Origin of the sequence: Ruminococcus albus 7 = DSM 20455, from assembly GCF_000179635.2 — a bacterium.
Taxonomy (GTDB): Bacteria; Bacillota; Clostridia; order Oscillospirales; family Ruminococcaceae; genus Hominimerdicola; species Hominimerdicola alba.
Window position 1 is genome coordinate 3352627 of sequence record NC_014833.1, and the last position, 12912, is coordinate 3365538.

A 12912-nucleotide genomic window follows, 5' to 3' on the forward strand; every position below is an offset into this window, starting at 1 on the left:
ATATTATCTGAAAGTGACCTTGCGCTGAGCGCAGGGTTATTTTGCTGTTTGGGGCAGTTCGTTAAATTGCACTTTACATTGTGCTAAGAACAGTCCTGAATTATGAAAGTTAAGGGTAAATTAAAAAATTGGGAAAAAACAGGCAAACAATAAGCAATAAACTTCTGTAATGAAAATGGGAGGAAGAAAAATGGTAAGAGAAGATCTGCGTAATGTGGCGATAATCGCCCACGTTGACCACGGCAAGACCACTCTGGTAGACCAGATGCTCAAGCAGAGCGGTACCTTCAGAGAGAATCAGGCTGTTGAGGAGAGAGTCATGGACTCCAACGATATCGAGCGTGAGAGAGGTATCACCATACTTGCGAAAAATACATCTATCAAGTACAAGGACGTTAAGATAAACGTCATCGACACCCCCGGCCATGCTGACTTCGGCGGTGAGGTCGAGCGTGTACTGAAGATGGTAAACGGCGTTCTGCTGCTGGTAGATGCTGCTGAAGGTCCTATGCCCCAGACCCGTTTCGTTTTGCAGAAGGCTCTGGAGCTGGGTCATAAGATAATAATAGTTGTTAACAAGATAGACCGTCCCGATGCGCGTCTTAAAGAGGTAGTCGAGGAAGTTCTCGAACTTCTTCTCGACCTTGACGCTACCGATGAGCAGCTGGACAGCCCTGTACTGTTCTGCTCAGGCAGAGACGGTACTGCTTCGCTTACCATGGACGGCGGTACGGATATGATACCTCTGTTTGACATGATACTCAACTATGTACCTGCTCCCGAGGTCGAAGAAGAGGGCGGTATGCAGTATCTGGTATCCGCTATCGACTATAATGAGTACGTCGGACGTATAGCTATCGGACGTATAGAGCGCGGTGTGATGAAGGTAAATCAGGACGTAAGCATCGGTGATTTCCACAACACCAAGCAGGAATACCGCGGCAAGATAGTTACCATGTATCAGATAGAGGGTCTGAACAGAGTTCCCTGCAACGAGGCTAAAGCAGGTGATATCGTATGTATAAGCGGTATCGAGAACATCACTATCGGTGATACTATCTGTGAAGCCGGCAAGTTCGAGCCTCTGCCTTTCGTAAAGATAAGCGAGCCTACTGTCGAGATGACATTCTCGGTAAACAACTCGCCTTTTGCAGGCAGAGAGGGCAAGTTCGTTACTACCCGTCACATCAGAGACAGACTTTTCAAGGAACTGCTGAAGGACGTATCCCTGAGAGTATCCGAGACTGATAATGCTGATACCTATCGTGTTGCAGGCAGAGGTGAGATGCATCTTTCCATACTCATCGAGAATATGAGAAGAGAGGGCTACGAGCTGGGCGTATCCACACCCCGTGTGCTGTACCGCGAGATAGACGGCAAGCTGAACGAACCTATCGAGAGAGTTGTAATAGACGTTCCCGAGGACTGCGTTGGTTCTGTAATGGAGAAGCTGGGCAGCCGTAAGGGCGAGCTTCAGGCTATGAATCCTATCGGCAGCAGAATGAGACTTGAATTCCTTATCCCTGCAAGAGGACTTTTCGGCTACAAGAGCGAGTTCCTGACCGATACAAAGGGCGAGGGCATTATGAGCTCGGTATTTGAGGGTTACGAGCCTTACAAGGGCGATATCCCCAAGAGAGCACAGGGTTCACTGGTTGCATTTGAGACAGGCGAGGCTGTTACCTACGGTCTGTACAATGCACAGGAGAGAGGCGAGCTGTTCATAACAGCAGGTACTCAGGTATACGAGGGCATGGTAGTAGGCGCATCACCCAAGTCTGATGACCTGGTAGTAAATGTCTGCAAGAAGAAGCATCTGACCAACACCCGTGCAAGCGGTTCGGACGATGCTCTGCGTCTTATCCCTCCGAGAAATATGTCCCTGGAGGATGCACTGGAATTCCTGGCTGATGACGAGCTGCTGGAAGTTACTCCCAAGAGCATACGTATCAGAAAGAGAACACTGAGCAATCAGCAGAGAGCTAAGGACAGGGCTAAGATGTAAGCCTGATCCGGCATTATTGAAGTTTTATGCTGCATTGTTTGTAATACAGATCATTGGTATGGGCGGACAGCTTTCGGGCTGTCCGCTTTTTGCTGATGAAAAAACACCCCTGCGCGTAAGAACGGTACGCATAAAGAAGTACTATGGCGTTTCTATTGACAGTACAGAGATGATGTGCTACAATTGTTACTGACAAAAATCGGAGTTTATAGGCAGGTGCTTAGATTGGACGATAACATTATATCCAAATTATGCAAAAAGTGTTTTTCTGAAATTCCACAATCAATTGAACGATGTTCGGTAGGACAAGGCAACTATGTCTTTATTGTTCAATTAACTGATACAACGTATGTCATTCGGTGCAGTCCCGAAAAGAACGCTTACAATGATACAGTATATTGGTTGGAGAAATTGGCATTTATAGAAATACCTATCCCTAAAATCGTTGCCAAAGGCGTATTTGAAGATACCGAATATATTACCCTTACATATTTTGAAGGAAAGGATATCGGACTTGTATATTCACTTCTTAGTGATGAGGATAAGAGGACTATTGCAAGTGAAATTGTGTGCATTCAGGAGCGTGTCGCAGCATTGGAATTAGAAGATATTCCTTCCGAATGGACATGGCACTCCGAAATTAATTATATGCTTGACCGAGCTGAAGAGCGTATTGCGGCAAACGAATATTTTGATATTGAAAAAGTAGATAGACTTCGCAAATCAGCAATAGCTTTAGATAAGTATTTTGACAGAATAGAGCCAATAGCATATTTAGATGATGTAAGCACTAAAAATCTATTGATACATGACGGGCATATATCCGGGATAGTTGATATAGATTGGATAGGCATCGGAGATAGGCTTACTTATGTTGCACTAACAAACATTGCTCTCCTGAACATGGGATATGATACAGATTATGTAAAATATATTCTGAAAGAAATGAATTTGAGCAGTATTCAGAAAAAAAGCATTTTTGTTTTATTCACTTATGTACTGTGTTGATTTTATGGGCGAGCGCGGAATGCAGTTTACGGATAAGTATATAGAGGTAAACGAACAAATTATTGACAGACTTAACAGTATCTATGACTTGCTTTGGAAAGAATTTGAGGAACACGGTCATTGAAATATAGTGATAAATTCTGATTTAGCTTAGCAACATAAATATGCACAATGCCCCTGAGTGCTTTGTAACACTCAGGGGCAAAACTTCTATATAGGTATCTGTCTTAGGGTGTTTATAAAGAAGTATATATTGTTTATCGGTGGATCCCCCTACACACATTACACACCTGTGCGTGTTGTCATTTGAATATGCAGTAGAGGATGCCGTAAGCTATACTTGCCAGGGTACCGTAAAGGATGACAGGTCCGCTTATGATAAAAATTTTCGCACCGATACCGGTGATAAAGCCCTCTGTGCGGAACTCAACAGCAGGTGCACATACGGAGTTAGCGAAGCCTGTAATAGGCACGAGGGTACCTGCACCTGCGTGTTTGGCGATCTTTTCGTAAAGCCCCAGACCTGTCAGCAGGGCTGAAATAAATATCAGGGTAATGGATACAGCCGAAGCACCAGCCTTTTCATCCAGTCCCAAAGCGCGGTACATTGAATCCAGCGCCTGACCGGCAGTGCATATCAGTCCCCCTATAACAAAGGCTTTCGGCACGTTTTTGTACCACTTGCTGCCGCGTGATGCGGCGGTATACATCTGCTTGTACTGTGCCTTGGTTATAGCAATTTTTCCGTTATTGCCCCTCATGGTATGACCTCCTTCAGATCCGCAGCGAAATTTTTCGGACAAATGCCGCCCTTATCCACAGCAATATTCGCCCTATATCTATTATAAACAAACAATGTACAGCTGCTTTATTTATTGTTACCGAGCAGCTCTTATTTATACATTTTTCTGTCCATTTATTAATGATCTTTGTCTATATGGGAATTATTTCCACCAAATTTTAAGCATTCTTGCTAATTCACCTATTAATAAAACGTTTCCATTGTTGTATTATACAATTTGAGTTAAATAGTTTAAACAATCGACCGCCGACCATTTTTAGCTCACGCTCTTATCATCACCGCAATTTTCAGTCATCCCCCGACGAAAACCATTACCGAAAATTTGCGTTCCGAATCTCATCATAAACCTTCGCTCCAAAAATTATATACAAAAAATGTACGTTTTATCACCCTCTCATGTCATAACAGAGGTTGTTTGTACTTGTTTTTTATCGTTTATTAATGAAGTATAAACTTCTTCCATATTTTTCCACTACTTTTTATCCTTCTTTGCTTAAACCATAGTTCAGAAAACGTTTTCGATGGCATTTCGCACAATCGCCCAAAATGCCCTTTTTGCCCCATTCCGACCTCTGAAATTTGTGTACAAAAATTGTATAGTCCTCTTCAAAAGTATTACCTCGCAAGCCTTATTTTATACAGATTTCTTCCTAATTATTAAAGGATTTTTACCTATTGTAAGATTTTTCCAGTAGTTTTTAAGCATTATTGCTAATTCATTCGTTCAGATAACCATTCTATTGACACAATCTACAATTCAAATTGTGAACACCACTTCACAATTTTCTCCGCCGATTAATTAACCGCTCGACGGGGAAATTACATCCAATGCACCAGGACTTCATATTTTCACTGCTCCATTAATTGACACCTCCCGACCGTATCTTCACCATATCATATCCCCCTCTATATAATAGAAGCCACCGCGCACACAATACCAAAGTCACCCGTTTATCGCTTAAATGAACTGCCTTGTTGTGCAAAATATCCTACTTCGTGCAACAAAATGTCTTTTCGGTTGTGCAATCACACAAAACATTTTAAATCTTGCAATATTATATTGACAAATGATATTATACGTCGTATAATATCATCAGAGCAAAGATATTGCACAACTCAAAATACTGTGAGAGAAAATATATTACACAGTATACTGCACTGCAGAGCAAAAGAGACGAGATGACACAAAACAAAAGAAACGCCTTAGGGCAAGGAGAATGACTTATGCACAGAGTAATTAAAGAAAGGAGCAGAAATATGGGATTTCCGGTCAATGCAGGATTGCTTGATGCTATGGTGCTTTCAGTGGTCCGTAACGACGATACCTACGGATATGAGATAACCCAGTTTCTCAGAAAAGCCGTTGATATCTCCGAATCGACCCTCTACCCCGTACTCCGAAGGCTCCAGAAAAATGAGTTTCTGGAAACATACGATAAGGAGTTCATGGGAAGGAACCGAAGATATTACAGAGTCACCCCGAAAGGGAACGAGGCACTGGAGGAATACCGCCGTGAATGGCAGGCACATAAAGAGAAGGTAGACAGTATATTGATGAACAAGGGGGCGGACGACAATGAACAGACTTGAATTTCTTACAAGCCTCAGATATAACCTTGAAAAAGGCGGGCTGCCCCGCGAGGATATCGAGGATGCGCTCAGCTATTATGAGGAGATTTTCCTTGATGCAGGCTACGGCAGTGACGAACAGACAGCTCAGACTCTGGGTGACCCCGAAACACTTGCCAAGGAGATACTTGTTGAAAACGGCATCCACCCCGACGGTGACGCCGCCTTTGAAGTAGGCACTGCAAAAAGAGCTCCCTTTGAAGACGTTCAGGATGTTGCATTTGAAGAAGTCGGCAAGGAGAATACCACCCAAAACAATACCGGCAATTACAATTACGGCTACGGCTATACAGGTGCCGAAAATACCAACACCGCAAATAACGGTCCGTACGCTTCTGCTGCAGCCTCCGGTATATTCTTTGATGCAGCCACAAAAGCAAATCAGGCGATCAGCAGTGCTATCCACGATGCTAAAAACGCTTTTGAAAAAGGCTTCAACGATTCCAAAATGACATCAGAACAGAAAACACAGCGCAACAATAATTTCGCCAAGATACTGCTCGTAATACTTACCTTCCCCTTGTGGATAGGTCCGGTGGTAGGCTTGTTCGGAGCACTCATTGGTCTGGTGGCTGCACTGTTTTCCGTAGTCATAGCCCTTATCGCAGGCGGCGTATCACTTCTGGCAACAGGTATAGCCCATCTCTTCATAGCTCCGCCCATCGGTATAATGATGATAGGCGGCGGTCTTATCGCCATGGGCATCTTCGGTCTTGTGGCAAGACCCGGCTTCACAGGCATCAGAAAGCTGGCAGGCGCTTTCATAAACGGCATACGCCGCCTTTTCGGAAAGTTATTCGGATGATAAGGAGGACAACATTATGAATAATATAGATCTTGAAGAAAAGACATATACCACCACCCGCAGAGGTTTCCCCGTTTTCTCCCTAGGAATGATAGTCGTCGGTGCAGTCATGCTGATCGGCGGTGCAGTGTTCTATAAAACATCTGACAGATCAAAATACACCAACGTCAATACCATATCCGTTTCCGAGGAGATCGACCTAGGCAAGACAAGATCCGTGGATATCAAAGCCTCCGCAGGCAAACTGGAGATACGCAGAAGCAATGACGATAAGGTACACCTTGAAGGTAATGTACCCAAGGACTACGTCCTCAAAGAAAGCGGCGGAATTCTCCGCGTCGGACTCGAACGTGATTTTTATATCAGCTTTGATTTCATGCAGCTGGGCGCCGTCATAGACGCAGTCCTCTACCTCCCCGATACCGAGTACAATAATATTAAGCTGGATGCAGGCGCAGGCGAGATAACCGTTTCAGAAGTAAAGTGCGATACCGCTTCCCTTGATACGGGAACAGGTGAACTGAACATCAGTGATATTGAATGCAAAGGCTTGCTTGATGCCGATATCGGCACAGGCGAACTGGATATCTCCAACGCAAAAACAGGCGGTCTGAAGGTAGACCTCGGCACAGGCGATTTCACATTCAACGGTGAGGTCAACGGCGATATAAATGTTGACTGCGGTGTAGGCGACTGCAATATAAACCTCACCAACGATAAAGATGAATTCAATAAGAAATACTCCATAAAAACCGATACAGGTATAGGCGATGTCAAAGTCACCTTCAATAACTGACAGATATCTCACAGAATAAAAGTAAAACGTATCAACATAAATACACGGAGAACAATTTATGACCAAAGATATAAAAAAAGAGCGCGTATGGAAAAAAGGCAGAACAACAAGCGCGGCAAGTCTGGCAAAACAGCGTGAGAATGACATCGTAAGCCTTACTATGGGCGCCATGGGCAGCATTGTAGGTGTGTTCATGCTGTATATGTTCAACACAAAAATAGCAAATATGCCCGTCCCGCTTCGCGCCCCTCTGATGTTCGTCCTTTACTGGGCTGTCGCTGTGATACCGATAATAATTATCCGTCAGGATAAAATGCGCCCTGCCGACCTTGGATTTGAAAAGGAAGGTATCATCAGACAGATACTTATCGGCATCGGACTGGGTCTTGCGACCTCACTTGTGCTGACAGGCATACCTGTTCTCGCAGGCTTCGGAGAGTACGTAAACAGCGGCAAGTCCTATGACGAATTATGGAAGTTCGTATACGAATTCGCTTACTGCATACTTTCGGTAGGCGCCGCAGAGGAACTGGTTTTCCGCGGCTTTATATACAGTAAACTGAAAAGCCTTTTCGGCAAAGAGATATATGCCGTCGTAGGTTCGTCCCTCCTCTTCGGACTTTTCCATGTATTCAGAGGAAATATAGCACAGATCTTCGTCACCGCAGTGATAGGCTTCATATTCTGCACCTACAAAAATAAGATAAAGGGCTGTACACTCCTGTCACTGATGATATGCCACGGCGTATACGATGCCATGATAACCGTATGGGCATTGTACAAATAAAAATATAGGCATCCTGCTGATACACCAAATTAACCGCAGTTATCCTTTACCCGCCGCAGGCGGGGAAAGGATAACATAAACACGACGTTCCCTGGTATATAGCACTTTGTGGTGATGTGATAAAGGGATGACCGTAAATAAAAATAAAAGCGTCCTGCAATAAATAAAGAGAATGCAGGCATAATAAAGGAGAAAACAAACATGAGCAAAGCAGCAAAGGCAGCCGGCAGGATACTGCGCATCATCGGCAGGATCATCCTGTGGATATTCATAGTCCTCATATCACTTCTGGTGATATGCGGCGTGGTCAATAAAATAATGCAGCAGGGCGAAAAAGACCTGCTGAAGGATGACCGCTGTCATATGGTGGAAGTAGACGGAAAAAATATGAGCATATACACCGAGGGCAGCGGCGAACACACCATAGTACTCATGTCAGGCTGGGGAACACCCTCACCCATGTACGATTTCAGACCCCTGTACGAAAAACTCAGCGATGACTGTAAGATAGCAGTCCTCGAAAAGTTCGGCTACGGCTTCAGCGATAAAACAGACGGCGAAAGAGATATAGATACCCTTGTCCGTCAGGACAGAGAAGCCCTGCAGAAGGCTGGCATAGAAGCCCCATACGTACTTTGCCCCCACTCCCTTTCGGGTCTTGAAGCTACCTACTGGGCTCAGATGTATCCCGATGAAGTCGAAGCCATTATCGGACTTGATATGAGCACATCGGTGCTTATGGAGCTTGAAAGCGACAATATGCTAACCTTTGAAAAGGTGCTCGGCAAGACCGTAGCCCTTTCGGGCATCAACAGACCCATGCTTGCTTTATCGGATCTGCCCGAGTGCCGTAACGCCGAGGAAAAGAAACAGTATATAGCCGTATATTCCGCCAACGACGGCAACAGTACCGTCCTGAGAGAGGCTGACAGCCAGAAAGCCAACTGCGAAAAGATAAAAAGCCTGCCCCTGCCCAAGACTCCCACTCTGCAATTCATATCAGGCACTAACAGGGATAACGAACGCTGGGTAGATTCTCACCGCGAGATGACAGATGCTTCTTCCCACGGCAGAATGGTACAGCTCGACTGCGGACACTACGTCCACCACTACGAATCCGAAAAGATAGCCAAAGAGATAAGATCTTTCCTGAGCGAACTGAAAAAATAATACACCCTATGAAACCGTGGGTCCACCCACGACCGAGAGGAACGACAAATGAAAAAACTGAAAAAATACGCAAAGACCATTCTGCAGATACTTCTGGTACTGGCAGCGGTCCTGCTGATATGGTCATTAGCCCTCAGGGCAGCCAAGCCCAAAAGCAGTACCTCACTGATGGATCCGCCTTTCAGTATGTGGCGGCTCACCCCCAATGTCCGAAAATGATTATTTTACAGATATTAGTTTCATAACATCGACCGCTCAGATATAAACAGACAAATAATAAGGAGGATACAAAATGAACGAAAAGAAATTTTACAGAGTAAGAAACGGTTCCATGATAGCAGGTGTGTGCTCAGGACTCGGCGCATATCTCAACATCGACCCCAACCTCATAAGGATAATATGTGTAACAGGCTGCTGCATAGGCGGACTTCCCATTATCGCATATATACTGGCAGCACTCTTTCTCCCCGAACTTCCGACCGCTCAGGATATGCCATCTGAGGTGACCTTCACAAGCATCACCCCCGATAACACCTGTAACACCGATACCACCGACAGCGGAAAAGATATTATCTGAGCGTATTGACAAACCTTCAGAAAAATAGTATAATTTCGTTAAACACAAAAACACCGTAAGGAGGATGACCATGAAAAGACTTTACAGAATAAGGAACGGCTCCATGATAGCAGGTGTATGCACAGGTATTGCAGCATACTTCGATGTAGATGTAAATATCGTCAGGATAGCAGCTGTTATCCTCGCCTGCATGGGCGGTATAGGAGTTATCCCATACATCGTTGCAGCCCTTATAATACCCGAGGGCTGATATATCAAAGGATACAAAAAGGATAAAGAACGCAAAAGGCTTTCCGCCCGACGGTTCTTTATCCTTTTTCATTATGTAACATGGTTATCCATTTAACACACCATTATAAAGGACTATATAACATCCGAGTATTTCCAGTTCTGATATTACACCAAATTAATTGGTGTGTAAACGGGATAATCAGATTATGTAAAGCATTACACTAATGAGGATTCAGCATAAATTTGTTATTTTTATAAAGCCATAGTTGTTTATATCGCTAAAACTTTGTATCTCACGCTTTACAAGTATAACGAATAGTGCTATAATGTATAGGCAATACTGCCAAGATACAGGAGGTGCAGCTATGCTGTCCGAAAACGTGCTTAATGATTATACCGAAGACTGGGTGCTGCGCTGCACAAAATCAGACTGCATCCGTTTTGATATACTCAAACGCCGCGGCATAATGCTTTTCTGTGAAGATAAACAGATAAAGCATACCTTTGAAAATATATTTGAAAAAAAGGACGTGTACTGCACTGATGTCCCTCTTTCGGGTAATGAAGAAGTGCTGTGCTGTCGCTTTTCTTTTTGTGAGGGCACTATCCCACATGAAGACGTTTTCCCCCATATCCTCATAACGGATATCCCCGAAGAAGCCGAAAAATACAGGGATAAATGCGCAGTCCTCTATACGGGCAGGATATTCGGTGCAGGATTTATCCACAGCCGTACTCCCCGTGAGAACAGTTCGTCAGTTATACACGATGTTTTCACCGCCGCACTGTTCATGGCTTCAAGAAAGGGTCTGAAAAACGGTGTGTACTACTGCGGCTTCGGCGGATGCAATATAAAAGCCAAGTCCCTTATATCCGGCGGATTTGAACATATGCTTTCATACGAAGACAGCCTGTTCATGCTGGAATACTCTCATAAACACGGGGATAAGCTGTTCTGCTTTGATAATACCTACGGCGGAAAACTCTCGCTGCTGCACGAAACACTGTTCCTGTGCCTGAATGAGTTCGACAGGATATGCAGAAAGCATGGTATAAAATACTATCTGGGCGGCGGTACTCTGCTTGGGGCAGTACGTCACAGCGGTATGATACCATGGGACGACGATATGGACGTAATGATGCTGAGAGATGACTACAGACGATTCATCTCGGTGGTTGAAAGCGAGATAAACAGCGATGAGTTCTTTTTCCAGTCTGCCGATACCGACAGCGAATACCACAGCATATTCACCAAGATAAGACTTAACGGCACCGAGTTCAAAACACGGTTCTCGTCCCGTTTCGGCAATATGCACCAAGGTATATTCATAGATATATTCGTGCATGATAAAACAGCGGATATCAAAGCCCTGCAGAAGCTCCATGTGTTCCTCACCCTTTTCGTGAGGTCAATGGTATTCCATAAGTGGGAGGGCACACCCATGCACTTCTACGGTAAAATGAAACTCCTGTGCAGGCTGACTACCCTTTTCATCAGGCATACCGATATACGTACCCTTGAAAAAATACAGGAGCGCACAGTCACATTCTTTGATAAGTTCCCCACCCATAGTCTTTACGACGGTACAGGCGAACATCTTCGACACGGGGCATTCCCCGCAAAGTGGCTGGGCAGACCGAAATATCTCCGATTCGGAGACCGCGAATACCCCGTACCCTCAGACTATGACAGGTATCTGGATTACTCCTACGGTGATTATATGAAACTTATACCCGCCAGCCTGCGCAAGGCAGGTCATGACGTGGTCAGTGTTGATTTTGGAAAATACGGGGATTGAACCCGTTCAAACGGAGGAAATATAAATGAGTGAGTATAAAGTAAAAGGCAAGCTGGGTCAGATACAGCGCCGCGCTGCTGAAAAATCTTTCTTCAAGTTCACTTTCATGCGCGCAAGACAGAAGACCGACCTGCTGATATCCTATCTGATGAAGAAATATATATCTTACAGCACCAGGGATAAGGTCGAAAAGAATAAGATAGTGTTCATGCATTATAATAATGTATATGAGTGCAACCCCAAGTATATCTGCGATGAGATAATCAGACAGGGTCTTAAATACGATATCGTGTTCGTCACCACCAAAAAGATAATGGACGAATTCCCTCTCCCATTCCCGCCCGAGGTAAGAGTTGTCAGAAGAAACTCCCTTGAACATTTCTATGAAATGGCTACCGCAAGGGTATGGGTGGATAACGCAGTAAACTTCCCCTGGAACTATGTTCCCAAAAAGGGCAACCAGATATATATAAATACCTGGCACGGTTCTATGGGTCTTAAAAAGATAGACCCCGATGCCGTAAGCGATAAACACTGGAGAAAATGCGCCGAAACAGCAGGCAGGATAACCAATTTCATGATATCCAATTCTTCATTTGAAACCATGGTATACCGTACTACCTACTGGAAAAGCAAAAGGGTAAGGGTACTGGAATACGGTCATCCCAGAAATGATATACTCTTCTGCACCGATGAGGAAAAGAAAGCAATCAAGGCTAAGATATGCGATTTCTTCGATATAGATGAGGACTGCAATCTTATCCTCTACGCGCCTACTTTCCGTGATGCAAGAAACCTTGATTGCTACGATATCGACTATAACAGAGTGCTCGAAGCCGCAAGAAAACGCTTCGGCGGCAAGTGGAAGATAGTAAACAGATATCACTTCAAGGTAGCTAACAAGCTGGCAAATGTCAAGGCAGTAAGAAACAACCCCGATATCCTTCAGGGCAACCTCTACCCCGATATACAGGAACTTATGGCTGTATGCGATATAGGTATCACCGATTACTCCAGCTGGATATGTGATTTCGTTCTCACAGGCAGACCGGGCTTCATATATGCCAACGACCTGAGATCCTACGACAAGGAAAGAGGATTCTACTATCCCCTTGACTCCACACCTTTCCCCATCGCTGAGAACAATCAGCAGATGGAAGCTAATATACTGGCATTTGATGATAAGAAGTATGCCGATGACGTTAAGCAGTTCCTTGCCGACAGAGGAAGCAAGGAAGACGGCAAGGCAGCCGAGCGCGTAGTGGGTCTTCTCAAAAAGTATATGACCGAAAGCAAGTAACGG

General features: G+C 44.6%; 14 protein-coding genes. 13 read left to right on the forward strand and 1 reads right to left on the reverse strand.

Features of this window, described 5'->3' with window-relative positions:
* The first annotated feature begins 190 nt into the window (after nucleotides 1-190).
* The 3 genes from typA to RUMAL_RS15135 are packed head-to-tail and all read left to right on the forward strand — an operon-like array spanning nucleotide 191 to nucleotide 3013.
* Nucleotides 191-2005 (forward strand): translational GTPase TypA, encoded by a 1815-nt coding sequence (gene typA, locus RUMAL_RS15130; RefSeq protein ID WP_013499556.1) that lies wholly within the window; start codon nucleotides 191-193, stop codon nucleotides 2003-2005.
* 16 nt (nucleotides 2006-2021) lie between these two features.
* Entirely contained in the window at nucleotides 2022-2198 is a 177-nt protein-coding gene (locus tag RUMAL_RS21895) for a hypothetical protein (protein ID WP_154662720.1), read from the forward strand.
* 32 nt (nucleotides 2199-2230) lie between these two features.
* Complete coding sequence (locus RUMAL_RS15135; protein ID WP_157865486.1) at nucleotides 2231-3013, forward strand: phosphotransferase family protein; 783 nt, start codon at nucleotides 2231-2233, stop codon at nucleotides 3011-3013.
* A 302-nt stretch (nucleotides 3014-3315) separates the two neighbouring features.
* Here RUMAL_RS15135 and RUMAL_RS15140 read toward each other — a convergent pair whose 3' ends face one another.
* Nucleotides 3316-3774, reverse strand: a complete 459-nt coding sequence (locus tag RUMAL_RS15140; protein ID WP_013499558.1) for a SpoVA/SpoVAEb family sporulation membrane protein — start codon at nucleotides 3772-3774, stop codon at nucleotides 3316-3318.
* 1298 nt (nucleotides 3775-5072) lie between these two features.
* Here RUMAL_RS15140 and RUMAL_RS15145 point away from each other — a divergent pair.
* The 10 genes from RUMAL_RS15145 to RUMAL_RS15185 all read left to right on the forward strand — a co-directional run bounded on the left by RUMAL_RS15145 (nucleotide 5073) and on the right by RUMAL_RS15185 (nucleotide 12909).
* Nucleotides 5073-5405 (forward strand): PadR family transcriptional regulator, encoded by a 333-nt coding sequence (locus RUMAL_RS15145; RefSeq protein WP_013499559.1) that lies wholly within the window; start codon nucleotides 5073-5075, stop codon nucleotides 5403-5405.
* On the forward strand, nucleotides 5392-6249 hold the full coding sequence (locus RUMAL_RS15150) for a DUF1700 domain-containing protein (protein ID WP_013499560.1): 858 nt from the start codon (nucleotides 5392-5394) through the stop codon (nucleotides 6247-6249). The genes RUMAL_RS15145 and RUMAL_RS15150 overlap by 14 nt, the downstream gene beginning before the upstream one ends.
* Nucleotides 6250-6265: 16 nt before the next feature.
* Nucleotides 6266-7045, forward strand: coding sequence for a DUF4097 family beta strand repeat-containing protein (locus RUMAL_RS15155; RefSeq protein WP_013499561.1), 780 nt, complete (start codon nucleotides 6266-6268; stop codon nucleotides 7043-7045).
* A gap of 58 nt (nucleotides 7046-7103) precedes the next feature.
* Entirely contained in the window at nucleotides 7104-7832 is a 729-nt protein-coding gene (locus RUMAL_RS15160; RefSeq protein ID WP_013499562.1) for a CPBP family intramembrane glutamic endopeptidase, read from the forward strand.
* A 201-nt stretch (nucleotides 7833-8033) separates the two neighbouring features.
* Nucleotides 8034-9002, forward strand: coding sequence for an alpha/beta fold hydrolase (locus tag RUMAL_RS15165; protein ID WP_013499563.1), 969 nt, complete (start codon nucleotides 8034-8036; stop codon nucleotides 9000-9002).
* A gap of 48 nt (nucleotides 9003-9050) precedes the next feature.
* Entirely contained in the window at nucleotides 9051-9221 is a 171-nt protein-coding gene (locus RUMAL_RS21900; RefSeq protein ID WP_013499564.1) for a hypothetical protein, read from the forward strand.
* Nucleotides 9222-9294: 73 nt separating this feature from the next.
* Complete coding sequence (locus tag RUMAL_RS21435) at nucleotides 9295-9579, forward strand: PspC domain-containing protein (protein WP_013499565.1); 285 nt, start codon at nucleotides 9295-9297, stop codon at nucleotides 9577-9579.
* A 70-nt stretch (nucleotides 9580-9649) separates the two neighbouring features.
* On the forward strand, nucleotides 9650-9829 hold the full coding sequence (locus RUMAL_RS15175) for a PspC domain-containing protein (protein ID WP_013499566.1): 180 nt from the start codon (nucleotides 9650-9652) through the stop codon (nucleotides 9827-9829).
* Nucleotides 9830-10175: 346 nt separating this feature from the next.
* Nucleotides 10176-11609 carry a LicD family protein gene (locus RUMAL_RS15180; protein WP_013499567.1) on the forward strand — a complete coding sequence of 478 codons (1434 nt, stop codon included), beginning with the start codon at nucleotides 10176-10178 and terminating at the stop codon, nucleotides 11607-11609.
* 25 nt (nucleotides 11610-11634) lie between these two features.
* Nucleotides 11635-12909 (forward strand): CDP-glycerol--glycerophosphate glycerophosphotransferase, encoded by a 1275-nt coding sequence (locus RUMAL_RS15185; protein WP_013499568.1) that lies wholly within the window; start codon nucleotides 11635-11637, stop codon nucleotides 12907-12909.
* Nucleotides 12910-12912 lie beyond the last annotated feature (3 nt).

Excerpts from the sequence above, each read along its gene's own strand:
- RUMAL_RS15140 (WP_013499558.1), bottom strand. The coding sequence starts at position 3,774 with ATGAGGGGCAATAACGGAAAAATTGCTATAACCAAGGCACAGTACAAG.
- RUMAL_RS15145 (WP_013499559.1), top strand. The coding sequence starts at position 5,073 with ATGGGATTTCCGGTCAATGCAGGATTGCTTGATGCTATGGTGCTTTCA.
- RUMAL_RS21900 (WP_013499564.1), top strand. The coding sequence starts at position 9,051 with ATGAAAAAACTGAAAAAATACGCAAAGACCATTCTGCAGATACTTCTG.
- RUMAL_RS15150 (WP_013499560.1), top strand. The coding sequence starts at position 5,392 with ATGAACAGACTTGAATTTCTTACAAGCCTCAGATATAACCTTGAAAAA.
- typA (WP_013499556.1), top strand. The coding sequence starts at position 191 with ATGGTAAGAGAAGATCTGCGTAATGTGGCGATAATCGCCCACGTTGAC.
- RUMAL_RS21435 (WP_013499565.1), top strand. The coding sequence starts at position 9,295 with ATGAACGAAAAGAAATTTTACAGAGTAAGAAACGGTTCCATGATAGCA.
- RUMAL_RS15175 (WP_013499566.1), top strand. The coding sequence starts at position 9,650 with ATGAAAAGACTTTACAGAATAAGGAACGGCTCCATGATAGCAGGTGTA.
- RUMAL_RS15155 (WP_013499561.1), top strand. The coding sequence starts at position 6,266 with ATGAATAATATAGATCTTGAAGAAAAGACATATACCACCACCCGCAGA.
- RUMAL_RS15165 (WP_013499563.1), top strand. The coding sequence starts at position 8,034 with ATGAGCAAAGCAGCAAAGGCAGCCGGCAGGATACTGCGCATCATCGGC.
- RUMAL_RS15160 (WP_013499562.1), top strand. The coding sequence starts at position 7,104 with ATGACCAAAGATATAAAAAAAGAGCGCGTATGGAAAAAAGGCAGAACA.
- RUMAL_RS15180 (WP_013499567.1), top strand. The coding sequence starts at position 10,176 with ATGCTGTCCGAAAACGTGCTTAATGATTATACCGAAGACTGGGTGCTG.
- RUMAL_RS15185 (WP_013499568.1), top strand. The coding sequence starts at position 11,635 with ATGAGTGAGTATAAAGTAAAAGGCAAGCTGGGTCAGATACAGCGCCGC.